Consider the following 17,875-nt stretch of genomic DNA (forward strand, 5'->3'; position numbering starts at 1 on the left):
ATGACGGAGACCAGGCCGCAGACCGGTGCGGCGCGGCACCTCGCCGAGACCTCGGAGACCACCGACATCATCGAGACCGTCGGCACCGACGCCGTCACCGACTCCGCCCATCCCGTCGAGACCGCCCATCCCGTCGAGACCGCCGAGACGGCCGAGATCGACGAGACGCAGGAGGGACACACGTCCACCGTCAGCCACACCGGCAGCCGGCCGGGCCCGTCCGACGGCCAGGAGGCGGCGGCCATCCTGGAGGTCTCCCGAGCCGCCGTCGACCCCGAACTGCGCGCCGCCGTGGATGCGTTGCCGGGCTCGATGCGACGCATCGCCCGCTACCACTTCGGCTGGGAGCGCGCCGACGGCACCCCGGCGGCGGGGCACGCCGGCAAGGCGATCCGGCCCGCGCTGGTGCTCACCGCGGCCGCCGCGCTCGGCGGTGCGCCCGCTCGCGCGGCGGCCGTCCGGGCCGCCGCGGCGGTCGAACTCGTCCACAACTTCACGCTGTTGCACGACGACGTCATGGACCGCGATGCGACGCGCCGTCACCGGGCCACGGCCTGGACGGTGTTCGGCGACGCCGACGCGATCCTCGCCGGGGACGCCCTGCAGGCGCGGGCCCTGATGCTGCTGGCGGAGGACCCGCACCCGGCCGCACCGGCCGCCGCCGCCCGGCTCGCCGCCTGTGTCGTGGAGCTCTGCGAGGGCCAGCACGCGGACACGGCCCTGGAACGCCGCGCACCCGGCGAGGTCACCCTCGCCGAGGTGCTCACCATGGCCGAGGCCAAGACCGGGGCGCTGCTGGGCTGCGCCTGCGCCCTCGGCGCGCTGTACGCGGGGGCGGCCGAGGAGGACGTGGCCGCGCTCGACGCGTTCGGCCGGGAGTCCGGGCTCGCCTTCCAGCTCATCGACGACGTCATCGGCATATGGGGCGACCCCCGGCGCACCGGCAAGCCGGCCGGGTCCGACCTCGCCGCGCGCAAGAAGTCCCTGCCGGTGGTCGCCGCGCTCGCCTCCGGCACCCGGGCCGCCGCCGAGCTCGCCGAGCTGTACGCGCTGCCGTACGACGAGGAGGACGAGGAGGGCATCACGCGTACCGTGCTCGCCGTCGAGCGGGCGGGCGGGCGGGACTGGGCGCAGGAACAGGCGGCCGACCTGATGTCCCACGCCATGGACGAACTCTCCCGCGCCATTCCCGACCCGGAGGCGGCGGGCGGCTTGCTGGCGCTGGCCGAGTTCGTGACGCGACGCAGTACCTGAGCGCCGGTCCGCGAGGGCGCGGCGCGGTAGCTGAGCGCCGGGTCCCCGAGGACGCGGCGTCGGGGCTCCGGTGAGACCCCGGGGCCTCGGGCCTGTGCGGCCCCTGACTCCGCACGGTCCCGAAGGCCCCGGTCCGGCGGGTCCCGCACATCCCCACGGTGTGCGGGGCCCGCCTTCTGCGTGGCCCGTGCTCCCGCGAGCCCACCCGTCGGCCGAAGCGTCTGCCCGCCGGCCGGACTGCCCGCCCGTCGGCCCGTCGGCCGCCCTCCGGCACGCCCCGGCACGCGGACATGCGGAACACCTTCTCCCACTTGATCTTCGTACAGCTATTACCTTGCAACCACTACGAATGAAGTACTACAACTGGCGTGGTCACCGGCAGCGCACCCGAGGAAACGAGACCGGCTTGCGAAAGCTCACCTACTACGTCGCCTGCTCGCTCGACGGCTTCATCGCCGATCCGGACGGCGACGCCACGGCGATGCTCACCTATCTCGACGAGGAGTTCCTGCGGTACCTGTGCACGGAGGGCGCCGACGCCCTGCCCACCGCCGCCCGCCGCGCCTTCGGCATCGACGAGCGGCCCCTGGACCGCTTCGACACGGTCATCCAGGGCCGAGGCAGCTACGACGTCGGCCTCAAGGAGGGGGTGACCAGCCCGTACGCCCACCTCCGCCAGTACGTCGCCTCCCGCACCCTGGGTGAGTCACCCGACCCCGACGTCGAGATCATCGCCGGCGAGCTGGCCGACAGGGTCCGGCAACTCAAGGCGGAGGACGGCGGGCTGGGAATCTACCTGTGCGGCGGCTCCCAGGTCGCCGGGGAGTTGATCGACGAGATCGACGAACTCGTCCTCAAGACCTACCCGTTGGTGTACGGCGCCGGTATGCCGATGTTCGGCGGCGCCGACGCGGGCCTCGCCCGGTTCGCCCTCGACGGCACGCGCGGCTTCGGCAACGGTGTCCTGGTGCGCACGTACAGCAGGAAGCGCTGAGGCGGCCGCCGCCCTACCCTGGGGACATGGACAGGGAAGAGTACGTCTGCCCGGTCTGCGGACAGGCGGTCGCGTCGGCCGTCCGACGGCACAAGACCCTCGGGGCCTGGGTGCCGCGCTGGGTCCCCGGCCCCTGCCGCAACCTCGACTGCGAGGCCTACGAGCCGCGGACCGCCGAGCACGACCGGCGGCACGCCCGGGAGGGCGAGCGGGAGCGACCACGCGAACGGCACACCGAGCCCACCCCGGGCACCCGGGGCTCCGCGGACACCGCCGGCGCCGAGGACAGCGCAAGGGCGGCACACCGGGAGGGGGCCGCCGGGTAGCGTGGCGCCATGCCCGAGACCTCGCCGCACATCCTCCACCTCACCGAGCGTCCGCTCTGGGACGCGGCCCTGGCCCGGGGCACCTACGAGTGGTCCACCCGAGGGCGCACCCTCCGCGAGGAGGGCTTCATCCACTGCTCCACCCGCGCCCAACTCCCCGGCGTCGCGGCCTTCCTGTACGGCGAACGGGGCGGCGCCGAGACCCCCGGCGACCTGGTCGTCCTCGTCATCGACCCGCAGCGGCTCGACGTGCCGCTGAGGTACGAGGCCGCGGCGCCCGGCGGTGAGGAGTTCCCGCACGTGTACGGTCCGCTGCCGGTGGCCGCCGTCGTCGCCGTCGAGGAGTGGCGGTGACCGGTCGGCGGGTGCGCTCATGGCGGTGGGCCGTCGCCCTCTGGGCGGTCACGGTGGTGGCCGCCGGTGGGCTCACCCTCTGGCTGCGGGACTCGGCGGCGCCGCCCGAGCCGCGCGGCTGGTACCGCGACGAAGAACCGGCGGCCCCGCTGCTCCGGCAGGACGGGGACGTACCGCCGTGCCCCGAGGCAGGGGAGCCGACGCGGGTGGTCTGCGCGTACGCGTCGCTCGACACCGGGGACGGCTGAGGCGGTATCCCCGGCCCGGGCGGCGCGGGGCACGTCAGGGCCGGAGCGGGCCAAGGCCGCCGGTGTCCGGGTCGCGGCCGGTGAGGCAGTACGTGCCGCCGGCCGGATCGCGCATCACCGTCCAGTGGGTGCCCTCGCGGACGACGGCCGCGCCGAGCCGTTCGTGCCGGTCGCGCACGGCGGAGCGGCCGGAGCCGCAGGCCAGGTCGAGGTGGGCCGCGGCGGGCCGCTCGTCCCCCAGGCGCTGGAGCAGGATCCGTACCGGAAGCCCGGGCGGGGGCGTGACGACATGGAACTCGGGCAGCGACCCGGGCCGGGCCGTCCAGCCGGACAGCAGATCGCGCCAGAAGGCCACCTCACCGTCGAAGGCGGACGGGGGAACGTCCAGACACACCTGGTCGAGGCGGCTGCCCGCCACCACCGGAGGCCGTACGGCCTCGCCCTGCCAGGGCACCGCGCAGAACGACAGCCCGGCCGGGGACCGCAGCACGGCCCACCCGTCGTGCACGGCGGCCGATGCCGCCCCCAGCGCCACCGCGTGCGCCACGAACCCCGGCACGTCCGCCACGGAGAAGTCCAGGTGGGCGCCGCCGTCGGGGTCGTCGACGCTCTGCACCTTCACGCAAGGGTCCGCCCCGTCGGCCAGCAGCGTGGTGAACTCCTCCTTCTCGCCGCGGAGTCCGGACAGGCGGGTACCGGTCGCGGCGGTCCAGAACGCGCAGGCCGCCGGGAAGCCGACCGCAGGGCGGTCGATGAACGCGTACGCCCAGCGGACGTTCGAGCCGGGCTCAGCCATCGGAGCGTTCCATGAACCGCAGCACATTGCCCGCCGGGTCCCGGAACGCGCAGTCCCGGACCCCGTACGGCTGGTCCATCGGTTCCTGGAGCACGTCCGCGCCCGCCTCCTCGACCCGCGCGAACAGCGCGTCGCAGTCGCCGGTGGTGAAGATGACCCCGCGCAGCACGCCCTTGGCCAGCAGCCGGGCCATGGCCTCCCGGTCGGCGGGCGAGATGTCGGGGCCGGCCCCCGGCGGCTCCAGGACGATCTCCACGTCCGGTTGCAGCGGTGACCCGACGGTGACCCACCGCATCCCCTCGAACCCCACGTCGTTGCGGACCTCCAGCCCGAGGACGTCGCGGTAGAAGTGCAGGGCCTTGTCGTGGTCGTCGACGGCGATGAAGCACTGGCGCAGTTTCAGGTCCATGGGGCCAACCTAGGTCCGCGGGGGCCGGGTCGGCCGCGTGAAGGTGCGCGCCACGCACGGCGGCACGGCCGCGCTCGCCTCGTGGGAGCGGGCCCGGTAGGCGCTCGGGGTCTCGCCGACCAGCTCGGTGAAGCGGGAGCTGAACGAGCCGAGCGAGGAGCAGCCGACCGCGAAGCACACCTCGGTGACGGTGAGATCACCGCGCCGCAGCAGCGCCTTCGCCCGCTCGACGCGCCGGGTCATCAGATACGCGTACGGCGTCTGCCCGTACGCCTCCCGGAAGCTGCGCTGGAAGTGGCCGGGGGACATCAGGGCGGTGCGCGCGAGCGCGGGGACGTCCAGCGGCTGCGCGTACTCACGGTCCATCCGGTCGCGCGCCCGTCGCAGCCGGACCAGGTCCTCCAGGGTCACGGCACCAGGATGACACGGGGTGAACGCCTGTGCGGTCGAGTGGCACGATGTCCGGCACGGCAAGCGGTGCCCGGCGTTCGGAAGGAGCGTGCGAACGAGGTGCTGTTCTCGATCCCCGAGTCCGGCTGGTGGCTGATAACACTGGGGGCGATGGCGGTCTTCATGATCGCCATGCCGCCGATCCTCGGCAGTTTCCCCGTCGAGCGGCGAGGCGCGCTGGAGGAGTGGCACAGGCGGCGGACACGTCGCTTCCGCCGCTGGGCCCCGGTCGTCATCGGCGCGGTCCTGGGCGCGAGCCTGCTGGGGCCGGTGGCCGGGCCGTCGGTGCTGTTCCTGTGCAGTGTCGTCCTCGTCTCCCTGCCGGTCGCCCTGTTCCCCGTCCGCGGGCGCGTGGCCGAGGCCACCGTCGCCCAGCTGCGGGACCCCGGCGCCCGGGCCAGGCCCGACCGTCTGCTGACGGCGTGGATCTGCGGCTTCCTGTCCACGGTGCTCGTCGTGGCCGTCGTCCTCCTGACCACGGCCGCATGACGGCGCCGACGGCCGCACGGCTCACCCGGCGGCCACGGCGAAGGGGTCCGGCCGGTTCACCGGCCGGACCCCTTCGGATACTCCGTGACCCACGATGATGCACCGATCGCGGATCGGGAAGGCTGACCTGGGTCAGGCCTTCTTGGTCTCCTAGTAATCGGCCAGGTCGGTGACCTGTAGCGATGATCGCTGCACGTCGCTGACCTGGCCTTTTGCCGTTTGCTGGCGATGGGGTGTGACGGTCTCGATCGGGTGTCCTGCGGACTGCGGGGGCCAGCGAAGTCACTTCGTCGTGCCCTCGCAATCGCCTACTTCCAGCCGTCCAGCGACACCTGGGGCCCGCCGGTGAGATAGCGGTGGAGTGCGCTGGCGGTGGTCTCCACGAATTCCTCGGGGATGGCGTCGGCATCGACCCAGCGGACCTGTGCGTGCTTGCGCGGTTCGCGGTTCTCGGGCTCGCCGGACCACTCGTGGGCCACGAAGACGACCGTGAGGAAGCCTTTGGGGGCCTCTACGCCCCAGGCGCCGTGGATGACGTGGGCGACCTTGAGCGCCTCCGGCTTCACGGTCAGGCCGGTCTCTTCGTACAGCTCACGGACGGCCGTCTCGGTGATCGGTTCGCCGGGATCGCTCTTGCCGACGGGTAGATCCCACTTGCCCTTGGCGAATTTGGCCTGGTCGCTGCGCTGGAGGAGGACGACACGCTTGGTGGCCTTGTCGTGGACGATGACGGCGGCGACCAGCAGGGTCATGGATTCCAGGGCAGGCTTGAGCGCCTTGGGCTGGTCATCGGTTGTCGGCTGAGCCACGGGAGTCCCTTCATCGGCCGGGTTGATGGCAGCGGCCTACTCGTAGGCCCAGGCCCGGCCGGTCTGCCGGTACTCCTCCACGGGAATCGGTTCGACGCCGGCACGCATACGGGCGGTGTACAGCAGGCCGTCGAGGTGGTCGATCTCGTGGTGGACGAGGCGGGCGAGGCCGCGTTCGTACACGGTGGTGACGGTCTCGCCGGTCAGGGCCGTGGTCTCGACGGTGATCTTCAGGGGGCGGGGGACGAGGCCGCGGACGTCGAAGAAGCTGAGGCAGCCCTCGTACTGCTCGTCCATCTCCTCGGAGTGGTCGGTGATCTTCGGGTTGAGCAGGATGATGGCGGGTGCGGCGCCGGGCGGCTGGACGACTGCGGCGGCCCGGCTGATGCCGATCTGCGGGGCGGCGATGCCCATGCCCTTGGCGAAGGGGTGGACCTGACCGATCCGCTCCATGGCGGCGAACAGTTCGTCGGTGATGCGCTCGGCCTCGTCGCGCTCGGCGGGCAGGTCGAAGGCGCGGGCCGGTTCGGCGAGGATGCCGGCGTCGTGCTGGACGACTCCGAGGTCTCGCATCTGCTGGCTGGGCCGCACGTCAATCACCTGAACTCCCCTTGATCCGTTTCGCGTTCGGGCCGTGCCCTGAACCGCCACTCAAGACGGTACCGAGCGTGCAGAGCGGGTGTGGCCGTGATCCACGTGAATTGCCGTAGGTCACCGTCGTCGCTGCGGACGGGCGGGGTCCGCAGCGGAGAGGCTTCGGCGGTCATCGAGGTCTCGGTGCCCCAGACCACCGGGTCGAGATGGGCGGGGAAGGCGAGCTGGACTTCGAGTTGTTCGGTGGGCAGACGGACGGCGCGCTGGAACCAGTTGCCCCACTTGTCGTCGCCGACGGTGTAGGCGTACTCGATCCACACGGACTCGCCGGGGTAGAGCGGGAAGCGGCCGTGTTCGTTGTCGAACAGCAGCCAGACTTCCTTGAAGGCGTCGCGGTCGTGCTTGGCCTGCCAGCGCATGGCCTCGCCCCGGCAGGTGGCCGTGAGGTCGAGTTCACCCCAGGTCAGCGGGTGTGCCCGGTAGTGCGCGTTGGACCGCTCCGGGTCGCCGGGGTAGCGGTCGACGCTGATGCGGATCAGGTAGCGAGTCACCGGTTCGGCGCCGGTGTTCCGCAGTAGCCGGCGCATGGTGAGCCGGTACGAGCGGCCGTCGTACTTCAGGTGGGCGGCGTCGTGTTCGACCACGAGGGCGGAGCCGGTGGCATACGGCTGCTCGGGCCTGCGCGGGGCTGTCGGTGCCGCAGGCGGGCGCCTGTCGCGGGTGCGGGCCTGCTCGTAGTCGCACCAGCGGCGCCAGATCGCCTTCCCGGCGTTCAGGGCTTCGTCGGCGAGCCGGGCGAATTCCTCGGTGGGCTTGGTGCGGCCGGACTCCATGTGGCTGACGTAGGACGGGTCGAAGCCCATGGCCTTGGCTAACGTCCGCTTGGACATGCCGCGCACCTCCCGCCACCTGGCCACCTCGGCCGCGAAGTCCTCGGCCGCCTGCTCGACGGTGATCTCCTCGCTATGCGCGTCCATCGAAGCCCCGCCCCGCGTCACTTGTTGGTGAGCATGAATGAACCGTGAGTGATCCAAGTTCATCATCCCGTCACGGCTCACGTCACCGGTTTCCTTCCCTCACCGACCCGGATCGACCCGTCCGGGCAGATGAGGGAGGCGACGCCCCATGCGCGTGCTGTACCTGCTGAACATCTCCAACCCCGACCGGCTGTCGGCGGACTCGGGCTGGATCTTCGCGGACCTGCTGGCCCCGGACCTGGCGGATGCCGGGGCTGAGGTGACCGTCGCGGCCCCGGCTGCGGCCGGGGACACCCGCTGCCGCTTCCACCAGACCAGGGTGCCGGGGACGAAGTACCGGGCCCGGTTCTCGGCGGACATCGACGAGCTGGTGGCGCTGATCCGGGCCGAGCGGCCGGATGTGGTGGTGGCCAACCAGGTCGAGGAGGCCCCGGCGGTCCGCACGGCTCTGTTGGAGGCCGGATCGGACGCCCTGCTCGCCGGGTACTGCCACTACCTGCCGTTCTCCTTCACCAGCGGCGGTCAGCTCTTGCTGGACCCGTCTCTGAACGACGCGGGGCTGGGCCGGCCGGTTCTGCTGGCCTTCGCCGCCGGCCTCGCCGCCTGCGACCGGGTGATGGTTCACTCCTCCACGGCCGCCTCCTGGGTGTCGGCCGCCGCCGCCCGGACGACCGTGGACCTGGGCGACCGGTTGCGGGTGGTGCCCGCACCGCGTGATGAGCGCCTGGTCCGCGACCCCGCCGCCCGGCCCGCGGCCGGCGGGGCGATCGGCATCTACAACCACCGGCTGTACGCGCACTACGGCACCGAGCAGTTCGTGGACCTGGCCCGCGACCTGGTCGCCTCCGGCACCGTGCGGCTGCGGGTGATGGACCTGTTCGGCCAGCGCCGGGCCGAACGCAAGGGGCTGGACGACAGCCCGGAGAAGATGCGGGACAAGCTCTCCGCTCTGCCGCACGTCCAGGTCGTCTCCGACCGGGGCGACCGCGTCCGCTACAAGAACCTGCTGGCCGGCGCCCGCTTCGGCATCGCCCCGTTCAGGCCCGGCTGCCCCTGGTCGATGAGCGTGATCGACTGCCAGGGCATGGGCCTGCCGGTCATCTCGCCCCGGCTGGGCTGGCTGGCCGAGCACATCGACCCCGAGCTGTGCTTCACCACGACGGCCGAAGCCGTCGCCCTGGCCGAACGCCTCGCCACCGACGACGAGTTCCACGCCGTGCACGCCAAACGGGCCCACGCCTCCACCGCCGACTTCACCCCCGCTCGGGTCGCCGCCCGCTACCTGGAGGCCATCTCGTGACCGGCTTCGACGCGGTGCTCCTGTCGTACGACGAGCCGATGGCCAACTCCCTGCACTCCCGGCTCCAGCGAACGCTGGGCGGCACCGTCAAGCGCCTGCACGGCGTGCACGGGATGCGCCGGGCCTACCGGCTGTGCGCCGAGGTCGTCGACCGCGAGCAGTTCTTCCTCGCCGACGGCGACTTCGCCATCGACACCGCCTTCGACCCGGCCACGGTCGAGCCGCTGGACGACGGGGTGTCCATGCGGGTGTGGCGGGCGGTCAATCCGGTCAACGGCCTGACCTACGGCTACGGCGGGCTGAAGCTGATCCGCCGCGGTGCCCTGCGGGAGATGGGCGAGGCCGTGGACGTGCTTGCCGCTCTGCCCGGCCGGGTCGAGTTCGCCCAGCACACCGCCGGGATCACGAGGTTCAACCAGAGCCCCTTCCACGCCTGGAAGGCTGGCTTCCGCGAGTGCGCGATGCTGGCTCGCGGCAGCGAGTACGGGATGGCCGACGACGACGCCTGCCAGCGCCTTCAGGCATGGGCGACGAGCCGCAGCGGCGAGTGCGCCGCCTACGCCGCCGCCGGGGCCCGGGAAGGCGTCACCTTCGCCCGCGAAGCCGCCCGCGATCCGCAGCGGTTCGACCACCTCAACGACCCCGCATGGCTGTGCGAGAAGTTCACTGCCGCCCACGGGGATCAGGCGGTGTCCGGATGACGGGTCCGCTCGTGCTCATCGAGCCGTACGCGAACCGCCTCGGGGGACACCACCAGCGCACCCTGGTGGCCCTCGCCCAGGCCCGGCCCGGCACTCTGGTCATCGCCCCGCACGGGATCGCCGCCGAGTCGGTCCGTTCCCTGCGCGAGGCGGGTTCCCGGCTGGTCACCGGATCGGCCGGGCGGGCGGCGGGCGGTTTGCTGGCCGCCGCCCGGTTGACCGCCGCGTTCTCCGCGGCCGGACAGCGGGTCTTCCGGTCGCGCCGCTGGTCCCGCCGCCTGCGGCGGCTGCCGCACCAGGTCACCCTCCTCGCCCGCTGCCTCACCGAGGGGGCGGCCCTGCGGGCCGCCCGCCGGCTGGAGCCCGGCGCCGACGCGGTGGTGATCCTGACCGCGAGCGAGGCCCTGCACGGCGCCGCCGCCCTCCTGGGCGGCCAGCCGCACCTGCGGTTCGTCCACGAGGCGGTCACCACCGAGGACGCCGCCGTACGGCTGCTCGGCCGGCTCGCCCGCCGGGGCGAGGGGCGGGTGATCGCGGTGTATCCGACGCAGGCCGTAGCCGACCAGTTCGCCGCGACCTTCCCCGAGCTGCCCGCGGTGGTCGGCGGCTTCGCGGTCGACGACGGCCGCCGCCTGTCCGCCGCTGAACGCGAGGGCGGCCGGGCCGCGTTGGACATCCCCGCCGCCGAGGCCGTGGTCTGCCTGGTGGGCGGCTGGTGGCCCTACAAGGACATCGGCACCGTCGACTCCGCCCTGGCCCGTCTGAAGGAGCCGATGCACCTGGTGGTCACCGGCTCCCCGCTCGACGAAGCCGTCCTGAAGCGGTGGCGGGACCGGCCCGGCCTGCGGGTGCACACCGTGCCCGGCCCGGTCAGTGAAGCCGTGCTGCGGCTGGTGTATGCCGCCTCAGACGCCGCTCTGGTTACCCGCCGCCCCGGGACCGGCAAGGAATCCGGGCTCGTCATGGATGCCGCCCGCCTCGGCGTCCCCCTGATCGTCTCCGACCACGATGCGGCCCTCGCCGCCCGTCTGCACGGCCAGCCCTGGGCTCTGACGTTCACTGCCGGCGGCCCGGACGCGCTCGCCGACGCCCTGCACACCGTCATCCGCCAGCCGCCCCCGCTGCCCGGGCCCGACGCCCCCGGCCTGCTGGGCATGCGGTCGGCCGCCGGGCAGGCCGACTTCCTCACCCGCACCTTCGCCTGTCTGCGTACGAAGGAGTCCTGAATGCTGAGCACGCCTCCCGCGCTGATCGCTGTTGTCGGCCCCGTCGAGCCGCCCCTGCTGGCCGCCTGGGTCCGCCACTACCGGTGGCTGGGCGTCGAGCGGTTCCTGATCGCCTTCCACTTCCCCGACCACGTCCCCGACATCCGCCGGCACGAGCTCCAGGCCGCCGTCCGCGAGCTGGGCATCATCCCCACCGGCACCAGCACCGGCCCGTGGCACGAGCACACCAACACCCAGCTCAGGGACGCCCTGCGGCACCGGGCCGGGCCCGGCTGGCACCTGCTCGCCGACGCTGATGAGTTCCAGCAGTACCCCGCCCCGCTCGCCGAGGTGATCACCCAGGCCGACAGGGCCGGGCACCGCGTGGTCGGCGGGCTGATGCTCGACCGCGTTGCCACCAGCGGACGCCTTGCCGGCTGGCGGCCCGAAGGCGGACTCGACCTCGCCTATCCCCTCGGCGGCCACCTCACCCACCGGCTTCTGCACGGCGACCCGCGAAAGATCGTCCTCGCCTGCCACGATGTGACCGTGGCCTCCGGAAACCACCGGGCCCCCGGCCACTGTCCGGATGCGGACCGGATCTGCGCGGTCCACCACTTCAAGTGGCGCTCGGGCATCCTGGACGACCTCCGCCGACGGGTCCAACACTTCTCCACCGGCACCTGGCAGGAACACACCCCGGCCGTCCGCGACGAGGCCGACCGCCTGCTGGCCCACGTCGGCCAGCACGGCGGCGTGATCAACATCAGTGATCCCCGGTTCGCCTTCCGCCGCGTGAGCCTGGACCGATTGCCCTTCGGCTGGCCCGCGGAGGCCCGCGGCATCCTCACCAGCTGGCGGCCCTACGCGCACACGAGTCAGGACTGAGACAATGTCCGATGCTCGCGTACTCTCGTCGCGGAAGGGATGACCACGTGCCCCTCGCCGTTCTCTTGGCCGGCCTGACCGGCTCGGGGAAGACCACCGTCGCACAAGCCCTGGCCGGCCATGGCTTCACCCGGCTCTCCGTCGATGAGGAAGTCCACCGCCTCCACGGCCGCTACGGCGTGGACTACCTCGAGCACACCTACTTCGAGCGCGAGCGGCCCGTCGTCGCAGCGATCCGGCAGCGGTTCATCAAGGAGATCGAGGCCGGGAACGACGTCGTCCTGGACCACGGGCTGTGGCGCCGCAGCGAGCGCGACGCCTGGCGGCAGGCCGCACGCGAAGCGGGTGGCCACCCTCTGGTCGTCTACCTCCCCGCCGACCGAGCCGAGCTGCTGCGACGCCTGGCCGAACGCAACCAGCGCGAGGACGCCAACGCGCTGACTGTCACCCCCGAAGCCCTCGACGACTTCTTCGCCCGCTTCGACGTCCCCACCGAGGGCGAGGAGACGATCCTCTACAACGGAGACCTCGACGTACTTCTCGCAGCGATCACTGCGGCCGGAGGCGGGAGCTGAGTACGGTCACGAGGTGGAAAGCGATCAGCGACGGGGGCCCTGCCCTCCATGCGTCTGGCTGCGGGCGCTTTCGATATGGGGCACCGCCGGCCCATGCACTACGGCGATCGGAGTGGGAACACCGCTGCTGCTGCGCCTGCGTGCCGCTTCAGTCCGTCTGTTCGGTTGGGCGGCGATGCGCCAGTTGAGGACCTCGGCGGGGTTTTCGGCGCTGTCGAGTTCCCTTTGGGCTGCGACCTCGGCCAAGAGGTGCCGGGTGTTGTGGCCGGCGGTTTCGGCGCGGGCGAGGGTAGTGGTCAGGGCGGGCCAGGCGCGATCGGCCAGGACACGGTCGGCGTGGTCGGGGATGACCGTGCGAAGGTCCTGCTCGAAGCGGCTGGTGGTTGTGTCCCGTGGCGCGCGGCGGGTGAGGTCCGCCAAGACCGGTGCGGCGGCCTCCTGATAGGCCACCTGCAGGTGGCGGAAGGCTTCCTCGACCGCTTGATCGGCCCACCGACGACCGCGAAGTCCCGGCCTACGGTACCGGTCGGCGAGGTCGTCACCGACGCCCTCCTCACGCACCTCGCCGCACGCCCCTCCAAGGAGTGGCTGTTCACGATGGAGGAGGGCGAGCCCCTCAACTATCGCCGCCGGAAGACGGAGTGGAACTGCGCCCGCAGGGCGCTCCAGGCGGCCGAGAACGAGGTCGCCGAGCAGGAGGCCGCAAGCCCGTCGAGCTGCCGCACATGGTCACCCACGACCTGCGGCACTTCTACGCCTCCGCGCTCATCGCCGGTGGCGCGAGCGTCAAGCAGGTGCAGCTCGTTCTCGGGCACGCGTCCGCCGTCATCACCTTGCGGATCTACGCGCACCTGTGGCCCGGGGAAGAAGACCGCACCCGGGCCGTCATGGACGCCGTGCTCGGCGGCCTGCGGACCGGGTGCGGACAGGTAGGCGGCATGACCCGCGAAACCGCAGGTCAGAACGCCTAACCAGAGATCAAGCCTTCTTGGTCTCCCAGAAGATCTTGTCGATCTCGGCGATGAGCTCCAGGGCCTTCTCGCCGGTCTTCGGGTCGGTGGACGCCTTGGCGGCCGAGAGGGCCTTCAGGGTGTCGTTGACCAGGACGTGCAGCTGCGGGTACTTCTCGAAGTGCGGGGGCTTGAAGTAGTCGCTCCACAGGACCGACACATGGTGCTTGGCCAGCTCGGCGCGCTGCTCCTTGATGACCGTGGCGCGAGCCTGGAAGTGCGGGTCGTCGTTGGCGGCCATCTTCTCCTGTACGGCCTTCACCGACTCCGCCTCGATGCGGGCCTGGGCCGGGTCGTACACACCGCAGGGCAGGTCGCAGTGCGCGCTGACCTTGACCTTGGGAGCAAACAGGCGGGAAAGCATGCAGCGTTCCTTCCTCGTGATCGTCTTCTCAGGTGGGACATTACTCCGTGAGCGACGGGTTTTCGCGAGTGCCCCCTTGGGCTTAGGACAAAAGTCCGGGGTGAGACTGGGACTGGTGGAGGAACGGACAGGGGAGGTGCCGGCGATGCCGGAGCTGTCGCAGGAGACCGGGCAGGGGCGCACGGGCGCGCCGTTCGGGCTGGCCGAGGTGACCGGTCCGTCCATGGTGCCCACGCTGCACGACGGTGATCAGCTGCTCGTGCGGTACGGCGCCCGGGTGCGGGCCGGCGACGTGGTCGTACTGCGGCACCCGTTCCAACAGGACCTCCTGGTCGTGAAACGGGCCGTGGAGCGCCGGGACGGGGCGTGGTGGGTGCTCGGGGACAACGCGTACGCAGGGGGCGACAGCACGGACTACGGGCCCGTGCCGGACGAGCTGATCCTGGGCCGGGTCCGGTTCAGGTACCGGCCGCGCCGGACGGGTCAGCGCTCGCCGATCGCCGTACTGCGGTGGGTCCTCTCGGCCGCCCGGCCGGTCCTCTCCGACCGGTCCGCCGCCAGGCGCTTGCGGGCCCGGTAGGCGGCCACGTTCGCCCGGGTGGCGCAACGGTCGGAGCAGTATCGCCGGGAGCGGTTGGTCGAGGTGTCCAGGTAGGCGTTGCGGCAGGGGGGCGCCTCGCACAGGCCGAGGCGGTCCACCCCGTACTCGGTCAGGTGGAAGGCCAGGCCCATCGCGGCGATCGCCGCGTAGCCCGCCGTCGCGTTCGACGGGTGGTCGGCCAGGTGCATGTGCCACAGGGGGCGGCCGTCGTCGTCACGGTGGTCGTGGCCGGAGATCTGCGGGCTCACCGGGAACTCCAGCAGCAAGGAGTTCAGCAGGTCCACGGCCAGCGTCTCGTCGCCGCCGTCCGCGGCCTCGAAGACGGCGCGCAGCCGGGCCCGTACCGAACGGAAGCGGGTCACGTCGGCGTCGGCGGCGCGGCGGGCCGCCGACTGGTTGGCCCCGAACAGTTCCCTGACGGCCTCGATCGAGGTCAGGGAGTCCTTGCCCCGGACCGGTTCCTCGGTGTTGACGAGGCGAACGGCATAGTCCGAGTAATAGGCCAGTTCCACATGTAGTCCTTACGGATGGGCTCTATGGTCATGTCGGCGGTCGGGTAACACCTGATCGTGCTTCCAGGGTATTACGTGCGAGTGTCGGGGGAGACGTGGCGATTCCGCATGATGCTGGACACGGGGGAGCCCTTCGGCGGTTCCGGGGGTCGACGCCGTCGAGGCCGGACACCTGCCGCTCGTGCCGGGCGGCGCGCCGCGTCCGGCGGCGGGCATGACGAAGGGGCGGTACGCGCAGTCGTACCGCCCCTTCGCCTTCGGCCGTTACAGCACCTTCGACAGGAAGGCCTGCGTCCGCTCGTGCTGCGGGTTCGTCAGCACCTCGCGCGGGTTGCCGGACTCGACGACCACGCCGCCGTCCATGAAGACCAGGTTGTCGCCCACCTCGCGGGCGAAGCCCATCTCATGGGTGACGACCACCATCGTCATGCCGGACTCGGCCAGGTCGCGCATGACGTCCAGGACGTCACCGACCAGCTCCGGGTCGAGCGCCGAGGTCGGCTCGTCGAACAGCATCAGCTTCGGGTCCATCGCCAGCGCCCGGGCGATGGCCACCCGCTGCTGCTGGCCGCCGGAGAGCTGCGTCGGGTAGTTGCCGGACTTGTCGGCCAGCCCGACCTTCTCCAGCAGCTCCAGTGCGCGCGCTCGCGCCTGGGACCTGCTGACGCCCTTGACCTGGACCGGCGCCTCCATGACGTTCTCGACGGCCGTCATGTGCGGGAACAGGTTGAACCGCTGGAACACCATGCCGATGTCCCGGCGCTTCAGCGCCACCTCGCTGTCCTTGAGCTCGTAGAGCTTGTCGCCCTTCTGGCGGTAGCCGACCAGTTCGCCGTCGACGTACAGCCGGCCGGCGTTGACCTTCTCCAGGTGGTTGATGCACCGCAGGAAGGTCGACTTGCCCGAGCCGGACGGGCCGATCAGGCAGAACACCTCACCGGCGTTGACCTGCAGGTCGATGCCCTTGAGGACCTCGATCGGGCCGTAGGACTTGTGGACGCCCTCGGCCTTGACCATGGGCGTGGCGGTCTGCGTCATGCCGTGACCCCCTTCGGGCGGCGCGCGGGCAGCACGGCGGCCCGGAAGCGCTGGAGCGGAGTCGGGGGCAGGGTCCGGCTGGAGCCGCGGGCGTAGTACCGCTCGATGTAGTACTGCCCGACGCTCAGGACCGAGGTCATGATCAGGTACCAGGTGGCGGCGAGGAAGTACATCTCCACCGTGGAACCCGCGTGCTGACCGATGTCCTGGGCCTCCTTGAACAGGTCGTAGTACTGCACCGCCGAGACGAGCGAGGTCGTCTTCAGCATGTTGATGACCTCGTTGCCCGTCGGCGGCACGATCACGCGCATCGCCTGCGGGATCACGATCCGGCGCAGCGTCTTGCCGTGGCTCATGCCCAGGGCGTGTGCCGCCTCGGTCTGGCCCTCGTCGACCGAGAGCAGACCGGCCCGGCAGATCTCGGCCATGTACGCGGCCTCGTTGAGGCCCAGGCCGAGCAGCGCCGTCAGCAGCGGCGTCATGAAGGACGACCAGTAGTCCTTGTAGATCGGACCCAGGTTGATGTACTCGAAGACCAGGCCCAGGTTGAACCAGACGAACAGCTGGACCAGGACCGGGGTGCCGCGGAAGAACCAGATGTAGAACCAGGCGATGGACGAGGTCACCGGGTTCTTCGACAGGCGCATCACGGCGAGCAGGATGCCGCCGGCGATACCGATCACCATGGAGAGCACGGTGAGCAGCAGGGTGTTCCAGACGCCGTCGAGGATGCGGTCGTCGAAGAAGTAGTCGGGGATCGCGCCCCAGTTGATCTTGCCTTGGGCGAAGGCGTAGACGACCGCGCCCAGCAGGGCGACGGCGACGATCGCGGACACGTAGCGTCCCGGGTGCCGGACCGGAATGGCCTTGATGGCCTCCGGCCCGGCAGGGGGCGCCGCGTCCGGACCGTCCGTCTTGTTGACGTCAACAGTCACGGGTGGTGCCTTTCAGAGCCGAGTCGAACGGGGCGGTTCAGGAGCCGCCGTTGATCTTGGCCTCGGTGACCGCGCCGTCCGAGACGCCCCACTTCTCGATGATCTTCTTGTACTCGCCGTTGTCGATGATCGCCTGGAGCGCGGCCTTCAGGGCGTCCCGCAGCTGGGTGTTGTCCTTGGCGACGGCGATGCCGTACGGACCGGCCTCGACCTGGTCGCCGACGATCTCGAAGTACTTGCCGCCGCCCGCGTTCTTCACCGAGTACGCGGCGATCGGGAAGTCGGCGGAGACCACGTCCGCGCCCTTGGCGCGCATCCGGGTCTCGGCCTCCGGGTTGGTGGCGAAGTCCTCGATCTTGAGGGTTTCCTTGCCGGCCTTCTGGCACTTCTCCGCCTGGTCCTTGGCCAGGTCGTGGGAGAAGGTGTTGCGCTGCACGGCCATGGTCTTGCCGCACAGGTCGTCCCAGGTCTTGATGCCCTTGGTGTCGCCCTTGTTCGTGTAGAGGGAGACGCCGGCCGTGAAGTAGTCGACGAAGTCGACGCCCGTGCCGACCTTCTTGCCCGTCTCGGAGTCGATGCCTTCCTGGCGGGACTTGGTGTCGGTCATGGCCGACATGGCGACGTCGTAGCGCTTGGACGCCAGACCGCCGATGAGCGTGTCGAACGTGCCGTTCTGGAACTCGAACTTCACGCCGAGCTGCTGGCCCATGGCCTCGGCGATGTCCGGGTCGATGCCGACGGTCTTGCCGGAGTCGTCCTTGAACTCGACCGGCGCGTACGCGATGTCCGAACCGACCCGGATGACGCCCTTGTCACGGATCGACTGCGGCAGCTTGGCGGCCAGGGGGGCGCTGCTCGTGCCCGCGGTGTCGCTGCTGCCCGAGTCCTTGTCCTTGGTCTGGTCACCGCAGCCGGTGAGAATCAGCGCGCCCGCGACCGCGAGGGAACCGACCGCAGCCAGGCGGGTGCGCGCGGCGGTCGTACGTCGGGTGGAGCTTGCGGTCATGGTGGGTTCCTCCGGCGGATGGATGGAGTTGCCGATGGGT

The 17,875-nt window shown here is 71.4% G+C and carries 23 protein-coding genes and 2 pseudogenes; 13 read left to right on the plus strand and 12 right to left on the minus strand.

Annotated elements, in window-relative coordinates; all coding sequences use genetic code 11:
- The first annotated feature begins 156 nt into the window (after positions 1–156).
- The 5 genes from AC3ET3_RS16300 to AC3ET3_RS16320 all read left to right on the plus strand — a co-directional run bounded on the left by AC3ET3_RS16300 (position 157) and on the right by AC3ET3_RS16320 (position 3,176).
- The gene (locus AC3ET3_RS16300; RefSeq protein WP_432134184.1) at positions 157–1,254 is read left to right on the plus strand and encodes a family 2 encapsulin nanocompartment cargo protein polyprenyl transferase; all 1,098 of its coding nucleotides are present in this window, start codon (positions 157–159) and stop codon (positions 1,252–1,254) included.
- A 406-nt stretch (positions 1,255–1,660) separates the two neighbouring features.
- The gene (locus AC3ET3_RS16305; RefSeq protein ID WP_432134185.1) at positions 1,661–2,248 is read left to right on the plus strand and encodes a dihydrofolate reductase family protein; all 588 of its coding nucleotides are present in this window, start codon (positions 1,661–1,663) and stop codon (positions 2,246–2,248) included.
- Between the two features lie 26 nt (positions 2,249–2,274).
- Complete coding sequence (locus AC3ET3_RS16310; protein ID WP_432134029.1) at positions 2,275–2,574, plus strand: hypothetical protein; 300 nt, start codon at positions 2,275–2,277, stop codon at positions 2,572–2,574.
- Between the two features lie 9 nt (positions 2,575–2,583).
- The gene (locus AC3ET3_RS16315; RefSeq protein ID WP_432134030.1) at positions 2,584–2,928 is read left to right on the plus strand and encodes a DUF952 domain-containing protein; all 345 of its coding nucleotides are present in this window, start codon (positions 2,584–2,586) and stop codon (positions 2,926–2,928) included.
- Positions 2,925–3,176, plus strand: a complete 252-nt coding sequence (locus AC3ET3_RS16320) for a hypothetical protein (protein ID WP_432155886.1) — start codon at positions 2,925–2,927, stop codon at positions 3,174–3,176. The genes AC3ET3_RS16315 and AC3ET3_RS16320 overlap by 4 nt, the downstream gene beginning before the upstream one ends.
- A 34-nt stretch (positions 3,177–3,210) precedes the next feature.
- Here the strand turns inward: AC3ET3_RS16320 and AC3ET3_RS16325 are convergent, their stop codons facing one another.
- The 3 genes from AC3ET3_RS16325 to AC3ET3_RS16335 are packed head-to-tail and all read right to left on the minus strand — an operon-like array spanning position 3,211 to position 4,792.
- Positions 3,211–3,972 (minus strand): VOC family protein, encoded by a 762-nt coding sequence (locus AC3ET3_RS16325; protein ID WP_435612377.1) that lies wholly within the window; start codon positions 3,970–3,972, stop codon positions 3,211–3,213.
- Positions 3,965–4,381: a VOC family protein gene (locus tag AC3ET3_RS16330; RefSeq protein ID WP_432155885.1), complete on the minus strand. Its 417-nt coding sequence runs from the start codon at positions 4,379–4,381 to the stop codon at positions 3,965–3,967. The genes AC3ET3_RS16325 and AC3ET3_RS16330 overlap by 8 nt, the downstream gene beginning before the upstream one ends.
- Positions 4,382–4,390: 9 nt before the next feature.
- Positions 4,391–4,792: a helix-turn-helix domain-containing protein gene (locus tag AC3ET3_RS16335; RefSeq protein ID WP_432134034.1), complete on the minus strand. Its 402-nt coding sequence runs from the start codon at positions 4,790–4,792 to the stop codon at positions 4,391–4,393.
- A 99-nt stretch (positions 4,793–4,891) separates the two neighbouring features.
- Between AC3ET3_RS16335 and AC3ET3_RS16340 the strand changes: the two genes are divergently transcribed.
- On the plus strand, positions 4,892–5,320 hold the full coding sequence (locus tag AC3ET3_RS16340; RefSeq protein WP_432134035.1) for a hypothetical protein: 429 nt from the start codon (positions 4,892–4,894) through the stop codon (positions 5,318–5,320).
- Positions 5,321–5,628: 308 nt separating this feature from the next.
- On the opposite strand, the gene AC3ET3_RS16345 is transcribed toward AC3ET3_RS16340, so the two are convergent.
- The 3 genes from AC3ET3_RS16345 to AC3ET3_RS16355 are packed head-to-tail and all read right to left on the minus strand — an operon-like array spanning position 5,629 to position 7,700.
- The gene (locus tag AC3ET3_RS16345; protein WP_432134036.1) at positions 5,629–6,129 is read right to left on the minus strand and encodes an NUDIX domain-containing protein; all 501 of its coding nucleotides are present in this window, start codon (positions 6,127–6,129) and stop codon (positions 5,629–5,631) included.
- A 36-nt stretch (positions 6,130–6,165) separates the two neighbouring features.
- Positions 6,166–6,729 (minus strand): peptide deformylase, encoded by a 564-nt coding sequence (locus AC3ET3_RS16350; RefSeq protein WP_432134037.1) that lies wholly within the window; start codon positions 6,727–6,729, stop codon positions 6,166–6,168.
- Positions 6,726–7,700: a helix-turn-helix domain-containing protein gene (locus tag AC3ET3_RS16355; protein ID WP_435612378.1), complete on the minus strand. Its 975-nt coding sequence runs from the start codon at positions 7,698–7,700 to the stop codon at positions 6,726–6,728. The genes AC3ET3_RS16350 and AC3ET3_RS16355 overlap by 4 nt, the downstream gene beginning before the upstream one ends.
- Positions 7,701–7,848: 148 nt before the next feature.
- Here AC3ET3_RS16355 and AC3ET3_RS16360 point away from each other — a divergent pair, with 148 nt between their 5' ends.
- From AC3ET3_RS16360 to AC3ET3_RS16380, 5 genes are read left to right on the plus strand one after another with little or no spacing between them, the layout of a single operon-like run.
- The gene (locus tag AC3ET3_RS16360; protein ID WP_432134039.1) at positions 7,849–9,000 is read left to right on the plus strand and encodes a glycosyltransferase; all 1,152 of its coding nucleotides are present in this window, start codon (positions 7,849–7,851) and stop codon (positions 8,998–9,000) included.
- Complete coding sequence (locus AC3ET3_RS16365) at positions 8,997–9,701, plus strand: hypothetical protein (RefSeq protein WP_435612379.1); 705 nt, start codon at positions 8,997–8,999, stop codon at positions 9,699–9,701. Before AC3ET3_RS16360 ends, AC3ET3_RS16365 begins: the two co-directional genes overlap by 4 nt.
- Complete coding sequence (locus AC3ET3_RS16370) at positions 9,698–10,927, plus strand: glycosyltransferase (RefSeq protein WP_432134041.1); 1,230 nt, start codon at positions 9,698–9,700, stop codon at positions 10,925–10,927. The genes AC3ET3_RS16365 and AC3ET3_RS16370 overlap by 4 nt, the downstream gene beginning before the upstream one ends.
- Positions 10,928–11,794: a glycosyltransferase family protein gene (locus AC3ET3_RS16375; RefSeq protein WP_432134042.1), complete on the plus strand. Its 867-nt coding sequence runs from the start codon at positions 10,928–10,930 to the stop codon at positions 11,792–11,794.
- Positions 11,795–11,841: 47 nt separating this feature from the next.
- Complete coding sequence (locus AC3ET3_RS16380; RefSeq protein ID WP_432134043.1) at positions 11,842–12,369, plus strand: P-loop nucleotide/nucleoside kinase family protein; 528 nt, start codon at positions 11,842–11,844, stop codon at positions 12,367–12,369.
- A 24-nt stretch (positions 12,370–12,393) separates the two neighbouring features.
- Here AC3ET3_RS16380 and AC3ET3_RS16385 read toward each other — a convergent pair.
- Positions 12,394–12,849: pseudogene (locus AC3ET3_RS16385) on the minus strand (relaxase/mobilization nuclease domain-containing protein); the annotation flags it as partial.
- A gap of 3 nt (positions 12,850–12,852) precedes the next feature.
- Here AC3ET3_RS16385 and AC3ET3_RS16390 point away from each other — a divergent pair.
- Positions 12,853–13,340 (plus strand): annotated as a pseudogene (locus AC3ET3_RS16390) (tyrosine-type recombinase/integrase); the annotation flags it as partial.
- Positions 13,341–13,347: 7 nt separating this feature from the next.
- Here AC3ET3_RS16390 and sodN read toward each other — a convergent pair.
- The gene (gene sodN, locus AC3ET3_RS16395) at positions 13,348–13,743 is read right to left on the minus strand and encodes a superoxide dismutase, Ni (RefSeq protein ID WP_055634112.1); all 396 of its coding nucleotides are present in this window, start codon (positions 13,741–13,743) and stop codon (positions 13,348–13,350) included.
- 145 nt (positions 13,744–13,888) lie between these two features.
- Here sodN and sodX point away from each other — a divergent pair, with 145 nt between their 5' ends.
- The gene (sodX, locus tag AC3ET3_RS16400; RefSeq protein ID WP_432134044.1) at positions 13,889–14,323 is read left to right on the plus strand and encodes a nickel-type superoxide dismutase maturation protease; all 435 of its coding nucleotides are present in this window, start codon (positions 13,889–13,891) and stop codon (positions 14,321–14,323) included.
- Here sodX and AC3ET3_RS16405 read toward each other — a convergent pair.
- From AC3ET3_RS16405 to AC3ET3_RS16420, 4 genes are all read right to left on the minus strand, one after another.
- A complete protein-coding gene (locus AC3ET3_RS16405) occupies positions 14,227–14,856 on the minus strand; it encodes a CGNR zinc finger domain-containing protein (protein WP_432134045.1) in 630 nt (209 codons plus the stop codon). The genes sodX and AC3ET3_RS16405 overlap by 97 nt on opposite strands.
- Before the next feature lie 264 nt (positions 14,857–15,120).
- A complete protein-coding gene (locus AC3ET3_RS16410) occupies positions 15,121–15,894 on the minus strand; it encodes an amino acid ABC transporter ATP-binding protein (RefSeq protein ID WP_432134046.1) in 774 nt (257 codons plus the stop codon).
- Complete coding sequence (locus tag AC3ET3_RS16415) at positions 15,891–16,829, minus strand: amino acid ABC transporter permease (RefSeq protein WP_432134047.1); 939 nt, start codon at positions 16,827–16,829, stop codon at positions 15,891–15,893. The genes AC3ET3_RS16410 and AC3ET3_RS16415 overlap by 4 nt, the downstream gene beginning before the upstream one ends.
- 37 nt (positions 16,830–16,866) lie before the next feature.
- On the minus strand, positions 16,867–17,835 hold the full coding sequence (locus AC3ET3_RS16420; RefSeq protein WP_432134048.1) for an ABC transporter substrate-binding protein: 969 nt from the start codon (positions 17,833–17,835) through the stop codon (positions 16,867–16,869).
- Positions 17,836–17,875: the final 40 nt, after the last annotated feature.

This window comes from Streptomyces sp. bgisy159, from assembly GCF_057707805.1.

Excerpts from the sequence above, each read along its gene's own strand:
- AC3ET3_RS16310 (WP_432134029.1), top strand. The coding sequence starts at position 2,275 with ATGGACAGGGAAGAGTACGTCTGCCCGGTCTGCGGACAGGCGGTCGCG.
- AC3ET3_RS16315 (WP_432134030.1), top strand. The coding sequence starts at position 2,584 with ATGCCCGAGACCTCGCCGCACATCCTCCACCTCACCGAGCGTCCGCTC.
- AC3ET3_RS16325 (WP_435612377.1), bottom strand. The coding sequence starts at position 3,972 with ATGGCTGAGCCCGGCTCGAACGTCCGCTGGGCGTACGCGTTCATCGAC.
- AC3ET3_RS16330 (WP_432155885.1), bottom strand. The coding sequence starts at position 4,381 with ATGGACCTGAAACTGCGCCAGTGCTTCATCGCCGTCGACGACCACGAC.
- AC3ET3_RS16355 (WP_435612378.1), bottom strand. The coding sequence starts at position 7,700 with ATGGACGCGCATAGCGAGGAGATCACCGTCGAGCAGGCGGCCGAGGAC.
- AC3ET3_RS16360 (WP_432134039.1), top strand. The coding sequence starts at position 7,849 with ATGCGCGTGCTGTACCTGCTGAACATCTCCAACCCCGACCGGCTGTCG.
- AC3ET3_RS16370 (WP_432134041.1), top strand. The coding sequence starts at position 9,698 with ATGACGGGTCCGCTCGTGCTCATCGAGCCGTACGCGAACCGCCTCGGG.
- AC3ET3_RS16375 (WP_432134042.1), top strand. The coding sequence starts at position 10,928 with ATGCTGAGCACGCCTCCCGCGCTGATCGCTGTTGTCGGCCCCGTCGAG.
- sodN (WP_055634112.1), bottom strand. The coding sequence starts at position 13,743 with ATGCTTTCCCGCCTGTTTGCTCCCAAGGTCAAGGTCAGCGCGCACTGC.
- sodX (WP_432134044.1), top strand. The coding sequence starts at position 13,889 with ATGCCGGAGCTGTCGCAGGAGACCGGGCAGGGGCGCACGGGCGCGCCG.
- AC3ET3_RS16410 (WP_432134046.1), bottom strand. The coding sequence starts at position 15,894 with ATGACGCAGACCGCCACGCCCATGGTCAAGGCCGAGGGCGTCCACAAG.
- AC3ET3_RS16420 (WP_432134048.1), bottom strand. The coding sequence starts at position 17,835 with ATGACCGCAAGCTCCACCCGACGTACGACCGCCGCGCGCACCCGCCTG.